At 61.6% G+C, this 18,422-nt stretch carries 14 protein-coding genes and 3 pseudogenes; 12 read left to right on the forward strand and 5 right to left on the reverse strand.

Features of this window, described 5'->3' with window-relative positions; translation table 11 throughout:
- Positions 1 to 122: 122 nt before the first annotated feature.
- A complete protein-coding gene (gene sdhD / locus LB571_RS04420) occupies positions 123 to 512 on the forward strand; it encodes a succinate dehydrogenase, hydrophobic membrane anchor protein (protein WP_224592495.1) in 390 nt (129 codons plus the stop codon).
- Positions 513 to 601: 89 nt separating this feature from the next.
- On the opposite strand, the gene ctaD is transcribed toward sdhD, so the two are convergent.
- The gene (gene ctaD, locus LB571_RS04425) at positions 602 to 2,260 is read right to left on the reverse strand and encodes a cytochrome c oxidase subunit I (RefSeq protein ID WP_224592499.1); all 1,659 of its coding nucleotides are present in this window, start codon (positions 2,258 to 2,260) and stop codon (positions 602 to 604) included.
- Between the two features lie 308 nt (positions 2,261 to 2,568).
- Here ctaD and LB571_RS04430 point away from each other — a divergent pair.
- The 5 genes and pseudogenes from LB571_RS04430 to LB571_RS04450 all read left to right on the forward strand — a co-directional run.
- Positions 2,569 to 2,913, forward strand: a pseudogene (locus LB571_RS04430) (DUF2243 domain-containing protein); the annotation flags it as partial.
- A 53-nt stretch (positions 2,914 to 2,966) separates the two neighbouring features.
- On the forward strand, positions 2,967 to 3,395 hold the full coding sequence (locus LB571_RS04435) for a hypothetical protein (RefSeq protein WP_224593056.1): 429 nt from the start codon (positions 2,967 to 2,969) through the stop codon (positions 3,393 to 3,395).
- Positions 3,396 to 3,422: 27 nt separating this feature from the next.
- Positions 3,423 to 3,521 (forward strand): annotated as a pseudogene (locus LB571_RS28945) (hypothetical protein); the annotation flags it as partial.
- An 11-nt stretch (positions 3,522 to 3,532) separates the two neighbouring features.
- Positions 3,533 to 4,159: a hypothetical protein gene (locus LB571_RS04445; protein WP_224593058.1), complete on the forward strand. Its 627-nt coding sequence runs from the start codon at positions 3,533 to 3,535 to the stop codon at positions 4,157 to 4,159.
- A gap of 97 nt (positions 4,160 to 4,256) precedes the next feature.
- Complete coding sequence (locus tag LB571_RS04450; protein WP_224592500.1) at positions 4,257 to 4,451, forward strand: hypothetical protein; 195 nt, start codon at positions 4,257 to 4,259, stop codon at positions 4,449 to 4,451.
- A 159-nt stretch (positions 4,452 to 4,610) separates the two neighbouring features.
- Here the strand turns inward: LB571_RS04450 and LB571_RS04455 are convergent, their stop codons facing one another.
- Entirely contained in the window at positions 4,611 to 6,227 is a 1,617-nt protein-coding gene (locus LB571_RS04455) for a hypothetical protein (RefSeq protein ID WP_224592502.1), read from the reverse strand.
- A gap of 283 nt (positions 6,228 to 6,510) precedes the next feature.
- Positions 6,511 to 6,970: pseudogene (locus tag LB571_RS04460) on the reverse strand (transposase); the annotation flags it as partial.
- 720 nt (positions 6,971 to 7,690) lie between these two features.
- Between LB571_RS04460 and LB571_RS04465 the strand changes: the two are divergent.
- The 6 genes from LB571_RS04465 to LB571_RS04490 all read left to right on the forward strand — a co-directional run bounded on the left by LB571_RS04465 (position 7,691) and on the right by LB571_RS04490 (position 17,227).
- Entirely contained in the window at positions 7,691 to 8,884 is a 1,194-nt protein-coding gene (locus LB571_RS04465) for a glycosyltransferase family 1 protein (RefSeq protein ID WP_224592504.1), read from the forward strand.
- Positions 8,877 to 10,037: a UDP-galactopyranose mutase gene (gene glf / locus LB571_RS04470; RefSeq protein ID WP_224592506.1), complete on the forward strand. Its 1,161-nt coding sequence runs from the start codon at positions 8,877 to 8,879 to the stop codon at positions 10,035 to 10,037. The genes LB571_RS04465 and glf overlap by 8 nt, the downstream gene beginning before the upstream one ends.
- A gap of 15 nt (positions 10,038 to 10,052) precedes the next feature.
- Positions 10,053 to 12,242 (forward strand): sugar nucleotide-binding protein, encoded by a 2,190-nt coding sequence (locus LB571_RS04475; RefSeq protein WP_041163363.1) that lies wholly within the window; start codon positions 10,053 to 10,055, stop codon positions 12,240 to 12,242.
- Entirely contained in the window at positions 12,202 to 13,455 is a 1,254-nt protein-coding gene (locus LB571_RS04480; protein ID WP_224592508.1) for a beta-glucosidase, read from the forward strand. Before LB571_RS04475 ends, LB571_RS04480 begins: the two co-directional genes overlap by 41 nt.
- Complete coding sequence (locus tag LB571_RS04485; protein ID WP_224592510.1) at positions 13,427 to 15,217, forward strand: ABC transporter ATP-binding protein; 1,791 nt, start codon at positions 13,427 to 13,429, stop codon at positions 15,215 to 15,217. The genes LB571_RS04480 and LB571_RS04485 overlap by 29 nt, the downstream gene beginning before the upstream one ends.
- A 537-nt stretch (positions 15,218 to 15,754) precedes the next feature.
- Complete coding sequence (locus tag LB571_RS04490) at positions 15,755 to 17,227, forward strand: protein adenylyltransferase SelO (protein WP_224593006.1); 1,473 nt, start codon at positions 15,755 to 15,757, stop codon at positions 17,225 to 17,227.
- Positions 17,228 to 17,829: 602 nt separating this feature from the next.
- Here LB571_RS04490 and LB571_RS04495 read toward each other — a convergent pair.
- Together LB571_RS04495 and LB571_RS04500 are read right to left on the reverse strand one after the other, a co-directional pair.
- Positions 17,830 to 18,168 carry a hypothetical protein gene (locus LB571_RS04495; RefSeq protein ID WP_224592513.1) on the reverse strand — a complete coding sequence of 113 codons (339 nt, stop codon included), beginning with the start codon at positions 18,166 to 18,168 and terminating at the stop codon, positions 17,830 to 17,832.
- Positions 18,168 to 18,413 (reverse strand): TMEM175 family protein, encoded by a 246-nt coding sequence (locus tag LB571_RS04500; RefSeq protein ID WP_224592515.1) that lies wholly within the window; start codon positions 18,411 to 18,413, stop codon positions 18,168 to 18,170. Before LB571_RS04500 ends, LB571_RS04495 begins: the two co-directional genes overlap by 1 nt.
- Between the last annotated feature and the right edge of the window lie 9 nt (positions 18,414 to 18,422).

Raw genomic sequence — 18,422 nt, forward strand, 5'->3', positions numbered from 1 at the left:
ACAGCCTATAAAGCCCGCCTCGCTGGACTTGAGAGCGTGCTTGCAACCTATGCACCCATCGGGCGTTGGACAGCAACAGCTCGGGTGATGCGCAACGCACCAAGTGATTTGCGGGAAGCAATATGGCTGACAGGCGCTCAATCAGAACTCCGCTGGCTCGAGTGCGGGGCCTTGGATCGGCTAAACATGGAACCGGAGCGTTCATACTGGAACGGCTGACATCTGCTGCACTGTTGATCCTGGTCATTTACATCGTCGCGGTCGTTATCAGGCTGATCGGAGAGCCTCGAGATGTCGTCGTGCGTGTCATCGGGTCGATCTATGTCGCACCCGCCCTCATCGCCTTCATTTTGGTCAACTGCATCCACATGCGGCTGGGCATGCAATCGATCATCGAAGACTACTGCCACGCGACCGTGCTGAAATCGGTTCTGCTGATCGCCAACTGGTTGTTTTGCTGGGCGGTAGCCCTCGTCAGCTGTTTCGCCGTGCTCGTGATCAGCTTCCGATAGGCGGAGGTTCTCCCTTCAAGATCACGGCCTGCGCGGCGCGCCTTCCAACTCAGCACCGTCCCGTCATCTGTCGCGCGCGGCAGCCGCCATCATTCGATTCTCGGGAGCTTGTCCCATTGATGGAAAGGGGGTGGAGAGGTCAACTCCCACTCCAATGTGGTGGCTCCTGCTCCCCATGGGTTCATGCCGGCCGCCCTTCGCCGGGAGAAAGCCTCCAAGATGCCGAAGAGGAAAACCACGACACTCGCGGCCGACAAATATGATCCGTACGATGAAATCATGTTCCAGCCGGCGAATGCGTCGGGATAGTCGATATAGCGACGCGGCATGCCCGCCAGGCCAAGGAAGTGATGGGGGAAGAAGACGAGGTTGACACCGACGAAGGTCGTCCAGAAATGGATTCCAGCTACGAGTGGGTTGTACAGATATCCCGTCATTTTCGGGAACCAGTAATACCAGCCCGCGAATATGCCGAAGATCGCTCCGAGTGAAAGTATGTAGTGGAAATGCGCGACGACAAAATATGTGTCGTGCAATTCACGGTCGAGGCCGGCATTTGCGAGTTGGACGCCCGTCACCCCGCCAACAGTAAAGAGGAATATGAAGCCGAGCGCCCAGAGCATCGGCGTCCGCAGGCTGACTGAACCGCCCCACATAGTCGCGATCCAGGAGAACACTTTTATCCCGGTAGGCACTGCGATCACCATTGTCGCGAAGGTGAAGTAGCGCTGAGTGTCGAGGCCTATTCCGCTTGTGTACATGTGGTGTGCCCAGACGACGAAGCCGATCGCCCCGATCGCCACGATTGCGTATACCATCCCGAGATACCCGAAGATCGGCCTTCGCGAGAAAGTCGAGATCACCTGACTTACGATGCCGAAGGCGGGCAGGATCATGATGTACACTTCCGGATGGCCGAAGAACCAGAAGAGATGCTGGTAAAGCAGCGGGTCGCCTCCGCCGTCCGGCGCGAAGAACGTGGTTCCGAAATTGCGGTCGGTCAGGAGCATGGTGATGGCGCCGGCCAACACCGGCAGAGCTAGCAGCAGCAGAAAGCCGGTGATGAGGATCGACCACACAAACAGGGGCATCTTGTGAAGCGTCATCCCCGGCGCGCGCATGTTGAAGATGGTCGTAATAAAATTGATAGCCCCCAGTATAGAGGAGGCACCCGCAATGTGCAGCGACAAGATAACCAGATCGACCGCGGGACCGGGATGGCCGGAGGTCGACAGTGGCGGGTAGAGAAACCAGCCGGTCCCGGAGCCATAGCCGCCCGGCACGCTGGGCACGAAGATCGACAACAAAAGCAGCATGAATGCCGGTGGCAGCAGCCAGAACGAAACGTTGTTCATACGTGGGAACGCCATGTCGGGGGCGCCGATCATGATCGGAACAAACCAGTTGGCGAAGCCGCCGATCAGGGCGGGCATTACGGTGTAGAAGATCATGATCAGCGCGTGGGCCGTCGTGAAGACGTTATAGAGTTGCTTGCCCGCATCGATGGCCTCGTCGCCTTGATAGCCGTAGATCATCGACGCCAGTCCGGGGAAAAACTGGATCCCGGGTTGCTGCAGCTCAATTCGCATGCTCACCGACAAAAGCATACCGATGACGCCCGCGAGGAAAGCGAAGATCAGATAGAGTGTACCGATGTCCTTGTGGTTGGTCGAGAACAGCCACCGGGTAATGCCGCTTGGCCTGTGGTCGTCGCGACTGCCCAGATCTGTTGCGATATGTTCACTCATGACCGTCTCCGCTTGGGCCGTCCGTCAACCAGCACCCGAACCGTGCTGGCAGTTGAATGTTCCCCCCACAGACCTGCGTCTGGAACATTCAACGGAAGCCATGGTTTGGCTCAGCGCAGCATCACCCTGCGGAGGAGGATCAGCATTCATGCTGGCGATAATTGCTGCGGCAATGGTTCTGACGACGGTGGTTGGTGGGCTGATATCCGCCTTCTCGATCGAGGCGCGTCACGGCCTCCACGACCCCACGCTAGACCAGTCCACGCCTACGCGACGGCCCACCCCGGCCTGGAGGCAGTGGTCCTGACATGGATGCGATTGCCGAGACGTTCGATCGGAGAATCCGAGCAGGGTGGCTGCTGCTCGGCTTCGCGCTCGGTGGGTTTCTCGACGGCATCGTCCTGCATCAGATCCTGCAATGGCATCATCTTCTCTCGGGCCTCGCCGACCCGGCGGGCTCCAACCTGCGCTTCCAGATCATGGCCGACGGCCTCTTTCACCTTTTCATGTATGTGCTCGCGGTGGCCGGCGCAGTGCTGCTTGTGGCCGCGAGGGCGGCCGGCGCGCGGCCTGGGACCACGACTGAGATCCTGCGGGTTGCCTTGGTCGGGTTCGGCGTCTGGCATATTTTTGATGCCGTTTTGTTCCATTGGCTGCTAGGGCTGCATCGGATCAAGATGAACAGCGACATGCCGCTCGCCTGGGAATGGCGTGGCTCGTCATCTTCGGCATTGTGCCCCTTCTTATGGTGGTGGTGCTGCCCAACCGCGGCGGACCGGCACGCGGCGCGTCGGCAGCGCTTACCAGCATCGTCTTGCTTGCAGGGTTGGCAGCGGGCGCCGGCCCGCTCTTCAACGGTGCCGCCAATTCGGTCATCGTCTTTCGGGGCGGCATGGAACCAGCGACGATGATGCGGGCCATTCAAGTCGCCGACGCCCGTCTGAAATGGGTCGACGGCAGCGGCACCGTCTGGGCGGTCGGCCGCGTCTCGTGGCGCGGGTTGGTGATCCTTTACGTGCGCGGCGCCCTAGTCGTCAGCACGACGCCAATTATTGCCGGATGCCTCGCCTGGACCGATCCCGCCGGAGCGAGCCCTGACTTCAGATCGCTGCGAGCCATACCTGACAGCCTATGACTTTCGAACCGGACAGGAGCATCAAGCATGCAACTCGCCAAGAGCAGGCATGGGCGAATCTTGAATTCGCGCATCGTCGTGGTCGGCAGTGGCTTTGCCGGTCTGAAGGTTGCCAAGGCGCTCGGAAGGCGGAGATCTTGGGTGACGATCATCGACCGCCACAATCACCACCTGTTCCAGCCCTTGCTCTATCAGGTGCAACCGCCGCCCTGTCGGCGCCTGACATCGCCGAGCCAATCCGCAAGATACTGGGCCGCTGTCCCTCGGTTCAGTTCCTCTTCGGCGATGTCGCTGAGATCGGCACCGAGGGCGGGATGCTTGTGCTGGCCGATGGAACCACGGTTCCCTATACATACTGGTCCGGCAACCGGTTCGCAGCCGTTTTATGTCGGCCAGGACAGCTGGGCTCAGGTTGTCCGGGCTTGAAGACCATCGAGGATGCCGGCACGATCCGGTCGCGATTGCTGCTGTCGTTCGAGCTTGCGGAACGGATAACCTATCCAGTCGAGCAATCCCGGCTAATGACGATCGCCATCATCGGAGGCGGCCCGACCGGCGTGGAACTCGCGGGCTCGATCGCAGAACTCAGCCGGCACACCCTGGCGCGCGACTTCCGTAACATCCGGCCGGAGAAGACAAGCATCATACTCGCCGATGCCGGCGACCGTCTGCAGCTGGCGGATTCTGCGCCTGGAAAGGCTCTGCGTCGAGGTCGCCCCTCGGCAATCGCGTCGAGGCGGTCGAAGCACAGAAGATCACGGTAGGCGGCAAGGTCATCCCGGTGGCCTTGACGCTCTGGGCCGCGGAGTGGCCGCTTCGCCGCTGGCGGCCCGGCTTGGTTTCGGGCTCCGCGGCGGCCGGGTGAAGGTTGCATCCGACCTGCAGGTAATCGGCCGTTCCGACATCTTCGCGCTTGGCGACGTGGCGCTGTTCCTCGACGAGAACGGCCAGCCATTGCCGGACCTTTCACAGGGGCGCCAAGCAGGAGGGCGAGCACCTCGGCAGGGCACTGGCACGCCGGGTGGATACCGGCGAGGCGTTGCGGCGCCAGGCTGATCGCCGAGGAACGGGTTGAACCGGGTTCACCATCGTCGCCCGTCGCGGAACAGCCAACCCCGAGAGAGGCGTTGCCAGGGATGCGGGCGCCCTCCCCGGCATTGTCCGCGCGCCACCATGAGATTATAGCGCGTGCGTTCGGGGCTCACCGGGCTGCGCTCAGGGTTGAAAACCAGCCTTCAGCGATCTCAGGAGACGCCCGGCAAACGGTCGTGGTTCAAGAGCCAGCGTGAAAATGCCGGAGGGGTTGAGGAGGGTTTGCGGCCTGGACACCGACAGGGCTGTTTCCCACCCCCAGCTATCGAGCAGCGGGTAGATGGAGTAAGCAAGCAACGGGACGCCAGCCGATGCCGCCGCAGCGCATTCTAGCAGCATCTCCTGGTGCCAGCGCGCGCCATAGTTGAAATAGGGCGTTCCGGTTTCGGTGACCATCATAGGCAGGTGGTGGCGATTGTAGTAGTCGGTGATCACCGCCTCGAGGCCCGCGCGCGCGCCTGAACTGACCTCGCCGGCATAATTCTGGGGCTCGGCACTGAGGTGTTTTCCTTTCGTGTCGAAGTCCTCGTTGTGAGCGTAATAGTCGACCCCGAAAACGGTGTCCCTCTTCATCGTTACCTTGAACTCCCTGTTTAGTTTTCGATGCAGGTCCTGGACTTCCTTCAGCATATGCAGGACCCGCTGCAGGCTGTCCGGCAGCGGCCGGCCGGTCGCCGGGCTGCCGTCGAGATAATGCTTGATGGCCCAATCCAGGGATGTGCGCGACGAGGGCGCGGTCGCGTTCCATTTCGCGAGGTGCTCGGCGGGCGTCATTAGCTCCAGCTTTTCGAAATCCGCTTCGAGCAGCCAGTCCTCTCCAAGAATCAGGTCGCTGCCGAAAAAGCGTATGTGCCGGTTGAACTCATCCCATCTTGGCTTGAAGACCGCTGCCTCGGGGTGGATGTAAAGCATGCGCCGTTTGCTTGGCGCCAGTTCCTCCTCTATGGCAAGCCGCGCCAGCACGGCGGCCTTGGCGACCTGCACGGCACGCTCGATGTAGTAGGTGGTGTGCAACGGGCTTTGCCAACGCGGAAATGCCCCGTTCCACATCTCGCTGTTGAAGCCGATGGTCGTCTCCGGCTCGTTGATCAAGGTCACTGCCTTGATCCTTGGGCCATAGCGATTGATCGCCGCCCGCGAGAAGGCGGCGAAATAGGCTGGCCAGTCCTGATTGAGGTAGTAGCTGGCCCGGCCCTTGGTGCGACCGTCCGGTCCGGCGACCCGGAACCGATCCTCGATGCCGAAATGGTGCAGGTCGAGGCTGACCCGCAGGCCGGCGCGGTCGAGGTCGTCGATCAGCCCGTCATGCGCCAGCCAGGTCTCGTCCCGCTCCGGATCAATCAAGTGGTTCGAGAGGCCAAGCCTGACGTTCAGGATCCCGAGATAAAGCAGACGGGCAGCTAAGACACGCCGCCGCTCGTGGTCAAAGAGGCCTTGGTCGTCGAGGGAATCCCAGCGGTAGCTTTCGTCGCGGGTCAAGGGATTGCCGGATTCGACACCCGTCCAGAGGAAGCTCTTAAGCGACGGCCGCCCATATATCTGCACGTATAAGTCGCTAGTCGCCGCATTCCGCGCGCGCTCGTCGGCTGATGGCGCAACGACCGGTGTCACGGCGCGACTGATCAGGGTCGGCTCATTGAACTGGGCATCTACCGATCGCGGCTCCCGGTCGAGTTGCTCGACAAGAAGGGTCTTCGCTCTTGCCCAGTTGATGAGCGCGGTGTCCGTGACCCCCGGCAAGCGCTGCCCAGCTTTGGGCGAGACTGATAGAAAACAACAGGAGCAACGCGGCGGCGGAACTCAGGCAGGTGTCCGACGGAGCCAGTTTAATGCCGGATGATCGTACGGGCATGGTCTTTCTGCTGCTCACTTAGGCCTCAGGACTTCAGGTCCCCGGGCCGAACTGCAACCTCGCCGCTAAGTTCCTCCTCCGGCAGCGCTTCGATGTGTCGGAATGGTCGAGGGTTCGTGATTGTGCGCGCCAAAGCCGGAGCCTTATTGACGTTCCGTACGCGCTCCGACCATCGCCCTCGATCGGCCGCTCGAGGAAGGCCTTCACCTTGCCGTCGATCTCCTCGCACAGCCGCGAGACCTGGCTCGTGGAGATGCCGCTCATCCCCATGGCCTTGACCAGGTCGTCAACCGATCGGGTCGAGATGCCTTGCACATAAGCTTCCTGGATAACGGCGGTCAGCGCCTTCTCGGCCATGCGGCGCGTTCGAGGAAACCCGGGAGGTAGCTTCCCTTCCTGAGCTTCGGGATGCGCAGCTCGACCGTGCCGGCCCGCGTCTCCCAGTCCCGGTCGCGGTAGCCATTGCGCTGGGCGAGCCGCAGCGGGTTCTTCTCGCCATAGCCACTCCGGTGGCAGCCCCAACCTCCATTTCCATCAGCCGCTCGGCGGCAAAGCCGATCATCTCCCGCAGCAGATCGGCATCCGGGGTCTTCTCCACGAGCGTGCGCAGGTTCATCATGTCGTCGGTCATCGGTGGTCCTTCCGAAGTGGGGTTGGTGTCAACAACCAAACTCTACCGGAAAGCGCCGATGACCACCGACACGCCGCTCACTCGCTACAGCGCTACTAACGGCGCGCTCGTGAGTGGCTTCGTAACCGCCGAGCTACACCACCCGATGGGACACGACCCGACGACACGAAGTTCATTCCAGAAATCGCGGACGCGGCACGCAACCATCCACAAACCTCCGCGGTGCCGGAGTGGTAGCACCGCAGTGTCTGCATCCGGCGTGACGGTCGCGCCAGGATTATCTCAGGGCAGCGCTCCAACGCCGGTGTACTGCAGCCACTTGCGCGTGTTTGCTTGGCGTCCAGATCAGCTGGGTTGCTACCCTTATTGTTGGCTCTGCCCCTCGCTCTGCCTGCAGTACACCCGCCGCCGCAACGCTTGCTATTGTTCGGCGAGTTCATCCGGAGGGACTGAGCGAACATGTTTCATGGGCGCTGGACGTTTTACGGCTCGATGCCTCGCCTGAACACGGGCGAACGGCTGCATGGGACGTTCGGCCGGGGCCGCTCTGTGAGTACCACCTCAGCACGTCAGGAGATAGAGCTGCCGGCGCGGTATGCCGGCTGCAAACCATAATTCAACATCACTGCCAGCATCATTTAATACATCGTGCGGAACATCCGCGCGACGGCGAGGTTTGGCTGGCACTGAACGCCTCTCATAATATTTCTAAGGACCAAGATGGATATCGATCTTCAGCGTAAAAACAACCACAGGCTGCCACAAATCCGCAGAAGCTTATTGTGCTTCTCTCACCTTAGATGGAACTTCGTTTTTCAAAGACCGCAGCACATTCTAACCCAGGCAAGCCAATGCTACGATGTATTTTTCTTCGAAGAGCCGATTTTTACGGAAGAAACCACTGCCTACCAGAAAAGCTATACGAGCACTGACGGGGTGACGGTGGTCATGCCGCACATTCCCAGACATCTCAACGGACCGCAGATCACGCGTGCGCAACGCAAGCTGGTTGACGGCTTGGTGGAAAGCCTCGAAGCAACGCCAGCACTGCTGTGGTACTATACGCCCATGGCCCTGCCTCTCAGCCGGCACATTTCCGCTGAGCTTTGCGTCTACGACAACATGGATGAGCTTTCGAGCTTCCGCGCGGCGCCGCCCCGGATGATGGCGCTGGAGCGCGAACTTCTCAGGCGCGCCGATGTCGTCTTCACCGGTGGTCAGAGCCTTTATGAGGCCAAGCAGCATCGTCATCGCAACATCCACCCATTTCCAAGCAGCATCGACAAGGCTCATTTCGGCAAGGCCCGCCTTGCCGGTACGCCGTCTCTCGATCAGGACAGGATCCCCGGCCCCAGGCTTGGTTTCTTCGGCGTCATCGACGAGCGCATGGATCTGGACCTGGTGGATCGCATGGCAGCCTTGCGGCCGGATTGGCAGTTCGTGATGATCGGCCCGGTGGTCAAGATCGACCCGGCAGACCTTCCGCGCCGGCCGAACGTTCACTGGCTGGGCGGCAGGGATTACAACCAGCTTCCTCATTATCTGTCCGGGTGGGACGTCGGCATCATGCCGTTCGCCAGGAACGAGTCGACCCAGTTCATCAGCCCGACCAAGACCCCGGAATTCCTCGCCGCCGGCGTACCGGTGATTTCGACCTCGGTCCGGGATGTTGTCCGGCCGTACGGACAGCTCGGCCTGGTCGAAATCGCTGATACTGCGGAGAAATTCATAGAGCGTGCCGAACATCTGCTGGCTCGCCCGAAGGACGAGTGGCTGCCAAAGGTGGATCGACACCTGTCGGGCATGTCCTGGAGGTCGACCTGGCAGGAAATGCTTTCGCTTATCACGGAGACGCGAGAGCGGCGCACGTCCGGTCCCCAAGCGATACATGCGTCGGAGAGCAGCTATGTTTGATTGGCTGGTTGTCGGCGCCGGCTTTGCCGGGAGTGTGCTCGCCGAGCGCCTCGCCTCCCAGCGGGGAGACCGGGTCCTGGTGGTCGACCGGCGTCCGCATGTCGGCGGCAATGCCTATGACTGCTACGATGAGGCCGGCCTGCTGATCCATAAATATGGACCACACATCTTCCACACCAACTCCGAGCAGGTCTTCGATCATCTTTCGCAGTTCACCGAATGGCGTCCGTATGAGCACAGGGTCCTGGCCGAAGTCGACAAGAAGCTGGTGCCGGTCCCGATCAATCTCGAAACGATCAACACACTGTACGGGCTGGATCTGACGCCGGAGCAGCTCGAGGAGTGGTTCGCTGCGCGCGCCGAGCCGGTCAAGGAAATCAGATCGTCCGAAGACGTGGTGGTGAGTCGTGTCGGGCGTGAGCTCTACGAGAAATTCTTCCGCGGTTATACCCGCAAGCAATGGGGCGTCGACCCCTCGGAACTGGACAAGTCGGTGACCGCGCGCGTGCCGACCCGGACCAATCGCGACGACCGCTATTTCACTGACAAGCTTCAGTACATGCCTGCCGCCGGCTATACTCGCATGTTCGAGCGCATGCTTCATCACCCGAACATCCAGGTCATGCTCAAGACCGACTATTCGCAGATGCGCGAAGAGTTCGCCTACAAGCGGCTGATCTTCACGGGACCGGTCGACGAGTATTTCGGCTACTGCTACGGCCGGCTGCCCTATCGCTCGCTGCGCTTCGAGCACAAGACGCTGCAAAAGGAATGGCACCAGCCGGTGGCCGTCGTGAACTACCCGATGGAGCACGACTACACGCGCGTCACTGAGTACAAGCACCTAACGGGTCAGCAGCATCCCTGGACCAGTTTGACCTTTGAATACCCAACGGCGGACGGCGACCCCTATTACCCCGTACCGACGGCGGAGAACGCCGATCGCTATCGGAGGTACGAGGCCCTGGCGCGTACCACGGAAGACGTCTGGTTCGTCGGCAGGCTGGCTACCTACCGCTACTACAATATGGACCAGGTCGTCGGTCAGGCCCTCGCCACCTACCGGAGAATCGAAGCCTCGGTTCCCAGTGACAACCGCGCCCCTCTTGAGACCGCGGTGTCCAAGATAAGCGGCATTCTGCAAGCGATTTAATGATTGGCGGCGACGATGCGGACCGAGACCATGCAGGCCACGCCGGAGATCTGGGGAGGCGTCGAGTGCAGCATCATTCGGTTGAGGAACCGATGGCGTGACGAATTATCGGAGACGGGACATGCCGGCAGGCTGGACGATCTGGACCGCATCCGGCAGCTTGGCATACGAACGCTCCGGTACCCGCTGCTGTGGGAATCGATCTCGCCGGACAATATCGAAACCGCCGATTTCGCCTGGCACGACAAACGGATGCCGCGGCTGAAAGAGCTAGGCATCGAGGTCATCGCCGGACTGCTACACCATGGCAGCGGCCCCCGCTACACCAATTTGCTCGATCCGGCTTTTCCCGAGCTCCTGGCTCGGCATGCCCGGCGCGTCGCCGAACGCTACCCCGAGATCCGCCGCTTCACCCCCGTGAACGAGCCGCTGACCACAGCCCGTTTCAGCGCTTTGTATGGACATTGGTATCCCCACCGCCGGCACTTGCCAGATTTCGCACGTGCGCTGATCAACCAGTGCCGCGGTGTGGCGCTTGCCATGCGGGCGATCCGCGAGGTGACGCCGCACGCGGCTCTCGTCCAGACCGAGGATCTCGGCAAGACGTTCAGCACACCATTGCTTGGTTACCAGGCGGATTATGAGAACGAACGCCGCTGGCTGACGTTCGACCTGCTGTTTGGCCGTGTCGACCGCGGCCATCCATGGTTCTCCCGCCTGATCGATCATGGGATACCGGAGCAGGAGCTCCAGGCCTTTGTCGACGAGCCCTGCCCTCCCGATATTGTGGGGGTCAACTACTATCCGACCAGCGAGCGTTTCCTTGACCACCGCTGCTCCAAGCTCCCAGCTGGAGCCTCGGTCGGCGGCAATGGCCGGCATCACTATGCCGACCTCGACGCCGTGCGGATGCATCTTCCGCTTGGATCGGACGGGCCGGAACCCCGCCTGCGCGAGGTCTGTGCGCGTTATGACCGGCCGGTCGCCGTAACCGAAGTTCACCATGGCTGCAGCCGCGACGAACAGCTTCGCTGGCTGAACGAAGTCTGGAGCGCTGCCAATCGGCTCGCTGGCGAAGGCAAGAACATTGCCGCCGTCACCGTCTGGGCCCTGCTCGGATGCGTCGACTGGAACAGCCTGCTGCTGCGCAAAGATGGAGCCTATGAGGCGGGAGCCTTCGACGTCCGCAGTCCATCGCCGCGCATGACCGCCCTGGGAAGTGCGGTACGGGAAATGGCCGGGGGCGCCGGCCTGAAGCATCCGGTTCTCGACAGTCCCGGTTGGTGGCGCCGGGACACGCGGTTCTTCAGCCCACCTTTCGAAACCACCGCCGAACGCAGCGGGGGCGGAGACGCGCGCAAGGTGCTCATCCTCTGCAAGGATGCGGCGCTGGGTAACGCCTTTTGCCGGATCGCTGCCCACCGAGGGCTGGAATTCATTGCTTTTCCCGCCAATCAGCTGGACATCACCGAGCCTCATTCCATGCGCCGCCTGCTGCTTAAGTATCGGCCTTGGGCCTTCGTCCACGCCGCCACTCCGCAACGGGCCGAAGCGGGTCCTGTCGGCTCGATTGGGACGGGCAACGGGCCGGCAGATTGCGCGGTGCTGGCGTCGGTCTGTGCCGCCGCCGGTGTTGCGTTGATGACCGTGACGTCGGATGCGTTGGTCGGCAAGACGCTCACCGACCGTTTGGTCGAGAGCAGCCCCATCACCCCGGCATCGGGCATACGCAATCTCAACGCGGCAGCCGAAACGATGGTGATGAAGCATCATCCCGCCGCGCTGGTCATCCGCACGAGCGCCGTCTTCGGACCCTGGAACACCGCAGACGTGCTTTCGCAGCTGCTGGATGAAATCGCAGCCGACCGTTCGCTCCGCTTGCCGGCGGACGCAGTGTGCTCCCCCACTTACCTGCCGGACCTGGCTCACGCCGCGCTCGACCTGTTGATCGATGGCGAGACGGGAATATGGCACCTCGCCAATGACGGCGCGGTCAGTTGGTCCGATTGGGCAAGAGAGGTCGCCCAGTCGGCCGGTCTCGATGCGCGCCTGGTGCTGGGCGATCATGGCCGCGGGGTTCTCGCCCCTGCCGCCCTGGCAAGCGAACGGGGTCAACTCATGCCCTCCCTGGCAAGCGGCATGGGACGCTTCCTCCGGGAGTGTGATGTTCGCTGGAACAAGACCTCGGCTGCCCTCGGCAGCTGAGAAAGCGACTGAAGTCCTAGAGGCCGAGATGAGAGAACCGACAGCGTTTAACAGCTTTTTCCTTGGTGGATTCGAGTGCTCGAGCCATCGCCGGGCCGATGGCGTCCGCCTCGATCTGCTTCGCGCCACCAGCCATGACGAAGCGTCCGAGACCGACTATCGCGAACTCCAGCGTCGGGGGATCCGCACCGTGCGCGACGGGCTGCGCTGGCACCTCATCGAGAAAGAGCCCGGCAACTACGACTGGTCGAGCTTTCTGCCAATGCTGCGCGCCGCCGACGCCACAGGGACACAGGTGGTTTGGGATCTCTGCCACTACGGATGGCCCGACCATATCGACATCTTCTCACCGGAATTCGTCGAGCGCTTCGCCCGCTTCGCGGAAGCCGCTGCCCTGGTCATCCACGCCGAGATCGGCTCGGTGCCGTACTTCTGTCCGGTGAACGAGATTTCATACTGGTCATGGGCGGGTGGCGATACCGGCCGGATCAACCCATTCGCGAACGGCCTTGGAGGCAAATTGAAGCGCATCCTGGTAAGAGCCGCCATCGCTGCCATAGACGCGATCCGACGAATCGATTCCCGGGCCCGCTTCATCACCGCGGAACCGTTGATCAATGTGGTCGGCTATCCGCACGATGTCGGGCATCAGCTCGAGGCGGAGCGTTACAGGCTCTGTCAGTTCGAAGCGCTCGACATGCTTGCCGGGCTTCAGGAACCGGAGCTGGGCGGCCGGCCCGAATACCTCGATATCGTCGGCTTGAACTTCTATCCCGACAATCAATGGCTCCTGCACGGCCCGACGATCCCGTTCGGACATCACGCCTACAAGCCTCTGGCCGACATGCTCGTTGAAGTCGCACAACGCTACAATCGACCCCTCTCGATGTCCGAAACGGGCGCCGAGCGCACGGCCAGGCCATTGTGGGTTCACTATGTCGTAGCCGAAGTCCTCGAGGCCATGCAGCGGGGCGTCCAGATAGAGGGAATCTGCCTCTATCCAATCATCGACTACCCCGGATGGGACAATGGACGGATGTGCGATGTCGGCCTGCTCGGCCCGAGGGGGGAGCACGGCAGGCGTCCAGTTTGCAAGCGCATGGAGGATGAATTGGCCGAGCAGAGCCGAAAACTGCTGGCGCTTCAGCGCGAACTCACGTCAGGGCCATATGCCGGAGGGACCTATGCGGTATCTGAAGCCACAAGCAAGTAGCCCGCTGCCTCCGTTCCTGGAGGGGTCGGCTGCCTTCATAAGGCATTATGTGCGCAGGCAGCTGCCGCAATTCATCATCCTCGCCGTGCTGGTGATATCGGCCGCGTCCTGCGCTGTCGCCATCCAGTACGTGATGAAGGTGCTCGTCGACGCGATGGCGGGCCCACGCGAAGGCTCGGCCGCGCAGACAGCGCTCGCCATTTTCATCAGCCTCGTCGCGGTGGAGAGCATCCTCTGGCGTCTCTGCGGCTGGCTCGGCTGCAAAGCGACGCTCGCGATCGGCGTTCAGATGCGGCTCGACCTGTTCGACTTCCTGAACGGTCAGCCGATGAAGTACTTCGCCGAGAACCTCGCGGGCTCGCTTGGCCAGCGGGTTACCGCGACCGCGGGCAATTTCGGCGCCCTGACCAACATCGTCATCTGGCGGGTCGCGCCGCCGGCTGTCGACTTCATCGGCACCGTCATCGTGTTCACGGTCGTCGACTGGCGGATGGCGGTGGCCCTGGCGTCCGCAGTCGTCGTTATCATGGGCGGCCTGCTTGCCTTCGGGGAACGTGGAAAGCACCTGCACCGCACATATGCATCTTATGCGAACGAAGTCGGTGGAAGCCTGATCGATGTCATCACCAACATGTGGTCCATCAAGGCGTTCTCAGCCCGGTCACGCGAGCACGCAAGGCTGGCGGCGAGCTTTCGAGCCGAAGCCGATGCCCAGCGTGACAGCTGGATGTACACGGAAAAAGCGCGCCTCATCCACGACATTGCACTTTGGGTCATGGCCGGCGGCATGCTCGCCTGGGCGGTCCGGCAATGGAGCCGGGGGGAAATCACGCCCGGCGACGTGGTCCTGGTCAGCGCTTTGACGTTCCGCATCCTTCACGGGTCCCGCGATATGGCGTTGTCGCTCGTTGACATGGTCCAGCATTTCGGCTTCATCGAGGACACGCTGCGCATCATCGGCCAGCCGCAAACTGTCGTCGACCGGCCGCAGGCGCCGGCCATTCGTCCGCGTGGCGGGGCCATCGAGTTCCGGCAGGTGTCCTTCACTTACGGCACCGATGTCGAGGCGATCCACAATCTTGACCTGTCCATCCCCCCTGGTCAAAAGGTCGGGATCGTCGGTCCGTCCGGAGCGGGCAAGTCGACGTTCGTCCACCTGCTTCAACGGCTCTACGACGTTCAGGGCGGCCAGATCCTGGTTGACGGTCAGCCGATCGCGTCGGTCACGCAGGATAGCCTTCGCGAAGCGCTGGCCGTGGTGCCGCAGGAAATCCTGCTGTTTCACCGGACCGTCATGGAGAACATCCGGTTCGCCCGGCCTGAGGCCAGCGATGAAGAAGTCCACGCCGCTGCCCGGGCCGCTCACTGCGAAGCCTTCATTTCAAGGCTGCCCGAGGGCTATGACACTCTGGTGGGTGAACGGGGGATAAAGCTCTCCGGTGGGCAGCGGCAAAGGATCGGCATTGCCCGGGCGTTCCTGAAAGCCGCTCCGGTGATCGTTCTCGACGAGGCCACGTCTGCCCTGGATACAGAGTCCGAACTGGTGATACAGGCATCGTTGGTCAAGATGTTCCGCGATCGCACCGTGATCGCCGTCGCGCATCGCCTTTCGACGCTCTCCAGCTTCGACCGCATTCTGGTTATGAATGGAGGGCGCGTTGTCGAGGATGGAGACGCGGCGGAGCTCAGAGCTCAGGGCGGTCTATTTGCCCGCATGTGGAGGCTGCAGGCCGAAGGCCTCACCCTCGACGCGGCTGAATGAACGCCTTTTAGGCGAATTCAAAGCATGCAGCAGACCCTATAGCATTCGATTGTAAGGCAACCCCGCATTGCTAACCCCTTCATGAAATCAGAACACCAAACTCAAACCGTGATCTCGCAGACCGGTACCTCAAACCGATGCGCCCGAGTTCGCTTACCACCACCATCTCACGTGCCTTCGGCAACCGATCGCGCCGACCGGGACCGCTCGAGGCGCGGTACGACAATGCGTTGAGAATGCGATCATTGGACGGTGGCCTGGACTTTGAAACATTGGCTCTCAGCTGCTCGGCGGGATGTTCGGGTTGCTGCGACCGTGTTGGGGCAGCATGCTGGTCCCAGGCCTCGCCTCGGGTTGTTAAGGGCCGGGTCTGATTCCAACTCTTATCCGGTGCCGAGCCGAGGATCCGATGGCACCAGCGACGTTGCGTCCCTATATCGACGAATGCCCCCCGAACGGGGCCGACCGGCCCCTTCACTTGAGAGCCAGCTCGCCGTGACCTTGCCTGCCACTGCTGAACAATCCCGAGGCACCCAGATGCAGCTTCCCGCCCTGCGCAACAGCTATGCACAATTGCCCGAGCGCTTCTTCGCGCAAACAGGTCCGCAGCCGGTGTCCGAACCTCGGCTGATCCGCTTCAACCGACCCCTCGCCGAGGAACTAGGGCTCGACGCCGACCAGTTCACCAGCCCGGACGGAGTGGAGATGCTTGTCGGCAGCAGATTTCCGGAAGGCCTGCAGCCAGTCGCCTTGGCCTATGCGGGCCACCAGTTCGGAAATTTCGTGTCTCAGCTCGGCGACGGTCGCGCCCTCCTGCTTGGCGAAGTGGTGGACGTCAACGGCATCCGCCGCGACATACAGCTGAAGGGATCGGGGCCGACGCGGTTCTCGCGCAACGGTGACGGCCGCGCCGCACTGGGTCCTGTCCTACGTGAGTATGTGGTCAGCGAAGCGATGGCGGCGCTGGGCATCCCGACGACGCGAACCTTGGCGGCGGTGCTCACCGGCGACCCCGTGCATCGCGAGGTCCGGCTGCTCGGCGCCGTGCTGACACGAGTGGCGGCAAGCCATATCCGGATCGGCACCTTCCAATATTTCGCCGCGCGCCACGACACCGAGGGGCTCAAGATCCTCGCTGACTATGCCATTGAGCGTCATTTCCCGCACTTGTTAGGGCAAGCACGGCGGTACCGCGCTTTGCTGGACGCCGTGGTCACAGCACAAGCGGATCTGGTGGCGCGTTGGATGCTGGTCGGCTTCATCCACGGCGTCATGAACACCGACAACATGGCGATCTCGGGCGAGACCATCGACTATGGCCCATGCGCCTTCATGGACGCCTATGACCCCGGCTCGGTGTTCAGCTCGATCGACCGCGTCGGCCGCTATGCCTATGCCAACCAGCCTCGCATCGCCACATGGAACCTTGCGCGCCTTGCCGAGACGCTGCTGCCGCTCATGAGCACGGATGAGAATGAAGCCGTCGCAGAAGCCGAAGAGGTGCTGAGGTCGTTTCAGCCCTCCTATGAGGCCATGTTGCAGCGCGGGTTCCGCAGAAAACTCGGATTGCTGACCGAGGCGGAGGCGGACCTGCAGCTCGCGGCTGATTTCCTCGATGTGCTGGCTCGCGGCGAAGCCGACTTTACCCTCGGCTTTCGACGCCTAGGCGACGATCTCGACGCCTCGGAAGGGCAGGGCACGGCGCGGCAGCTGTTTAGGGATCCAGCCGCATTCGACGCCTGGTCGGTGCGGTGGCGCGAGCGGATCGCCAGTGAAACAGCCGATACAGCCACGCGCCGGGCGGTCATGCATGCCGTAAATCCCAAATTCATCCCTCGCAACCATCGCATTGAGGCGATGATACAGACGGCACTGGACGGCGACTTCACACCCTTCGATGAGATTCTGGGGGTCGTGAGCCATCCCTTCGATGAGCAGCCGGAAATGGAACGCTATGCTGACCCGCCACGCCCGGATGAACGCGTCCTACAGACATTCTGTGGCACATGAGACATCCATGATGGCCATCTAACATGTGCAAATGCGGAAGGCCTTTTCGCATGCTATCGTCGTGCTGTTTTCGGAAGGGTCCGACCTGTGACAATTATAGAATTAGCATTCGAATTGCTGGCACGGAAGCTAGTAGACCACACTGGAATATCCGATGAAGATGCTCGTGACCTTGTCGCAGCGATGGGCGCTGACTGGACATCGCTCGTGCGAGCAGCCAGGGTGATGAAAGAGATTTAGGTCTTTCCGTCTTTCGGCAATTAGCCGCAGGCCATGAAAAGGCCGATCCTCCCCGATCCGGTACCGGATAGCATTCTTTTGGCCGCTGCAAAGTTGCAGGCGGGTTCCGGCAAAGATTGTAAAGGAATGATGGAGGCCGACGCAGCGCCCGAGAGCTGTCGCCTGCCCAGTCCCGAACGCCGCCAGCGTGATCGCGTCGAAACAGGCGCCGGCAAGTTGAGCCTTTACTGTTTGATCCAGCACCCTCCAGAACCTCTCCATGCCGCAAGGTGGGGGGCTTTTCGAGTTGAAACTTGATCGGCACCGCGCGACGCCGTACAAAAGGTCGTCGCGTGGCCGCGCCGCATTCAGTCCGTTCCTTATCACCCGCGCGCCTGGGGCTTCAGATAGACTGCCAGGCAACAACTACAGATCCCCAGTCCGACGATCGGGTAGCTCAATGCCAAGATAGCGGCGAGCCCAAAAAGGCTGAGCGTAATCATGGCACGTAGGCGCATGAGCCGCCGCACTTGTGGTGACACCTCCTCCTCTGGCAACGGATCAATGAGTTCGCGGATCAACAATAGATATGTCAGGTTAACCAGGAAGAATACGGTCGCATAGAAGGCGACCGGCTGCGGTGCCAACTCGCTTGCGGCCATCCATGCCGTGGCCAGGGGGAGCAGCGAGACTGAGAACAGGTGCGCGAAATTGTACCACATTAAGGATGCCGTGCTCTCTTTCGCGTAGCGCAAGAGATGATGGTGGTCGCCCAGACAATCGCAATGAAGAGATAGCTTACACCGTAGCTAAGCCAGGTTTCCCATGATGCCAGAAGGGCTTTGAGAGTCGGCACTTCCGGCGGGCGCAGGTCCAAAACTAGAACTGTGATCAGTACGGCGAACACGCCATCGGAAAATGCGTTCAGCCTTTCCAGGCCAGGTGAAGGTAGCACGTGCGCCCCCATTTTATTCCT

This window comes from Mesorhizobium sp. BR1-1-4, from assembly GCF_020165375.1.
Classification (GTDB): domain Bacteria; phylum Pseudomonadota; class Alphaproteobacteria; order Rhizobiales; family Rhizobiaceae; genus Mesorhizobium; species Mesorhizobium australicum.

Excerpts from the sequence above, each read along its gene's own strand:
- sdhD (WP_224592495.1), top strand. The coding sequence starts at position 123 with ATGGCTGACAGGCGCTCAATCAGAACTCCGCTGGCTCGAGTGCGGGGC.
- ctaD (WP_224592499.1), bottom strand. The coding sequence starts at position 2,260 with ATGAGTGAACATATCGCAACAGATCTGGGCAGTCGCGACGACCACAGG.
- LB571_RS04435 (WP_224593056.1), top strand. The coding sequence starts at position 2,967 with ATGGCGTGGCTCGTCATCTTCGGCATTGTGCCCCTTCTTATGGTGGTG.
- LB571_RS04465 (WP_224592504.1), top strand. The coding sequence starts at position 7,691 with ATGGATATCGATCTTCAGCGTAAAAACAACCACAGGCTGCCACAAATC.
- glf (WP_224592506.1), top strand. The coding sequence starts at position 8,877 with ATGTTTGATTGGCTGGTTGTCGGCGCCGGCTTTGCCGGGAGTGTGCTC.
- LB571_RS04475 (WP_041163363.1), top strand. The coding sequence starts at position 10,053 with ATGCGGACCGAGACCATGCAGGCCACGCCGGAGATCTGGGGAGGCGTC.
- LB571_RS04480 (WP_224592508.1), top strand. The coding sequence starts at position 12,202 with ATGTTCGCTGGAACAAGACCTCGGCTGCCCTCGGCAGCTGAGAAAGCG.
- LB571_RS04485 (WP_224592510.1), top strand. The coding sequence starts at position 13,427 with ATGCGGTATCTGAAGCCACAAGCAAGTAGCCCGCTGCCTCCGTTCCTG.
- LB571_RS04490 (WP_224593006.1), top strand. The coding sequence starts at position 15,755 with ATGCAGCTTCCCGCCCTGCGCAACAGCTATGCACAATTGCCCGAGCGC.
- LB571_RS04495 (WP_224592513.1), bottom strand. The coding sequence starts at position 18,168 with ATGTGGTACAATTTCGCGCACCTGTTCTCAGTCTCGCTGCTCCCCCTG.
- LB571_RS04500 (WP_224592515.1), bottom strand. The coding sequence starts at position 18,413 with ATGGGGGCGCACGTGCTACCTTCACCTGGCCTGGAAAGGCTGAACGCA.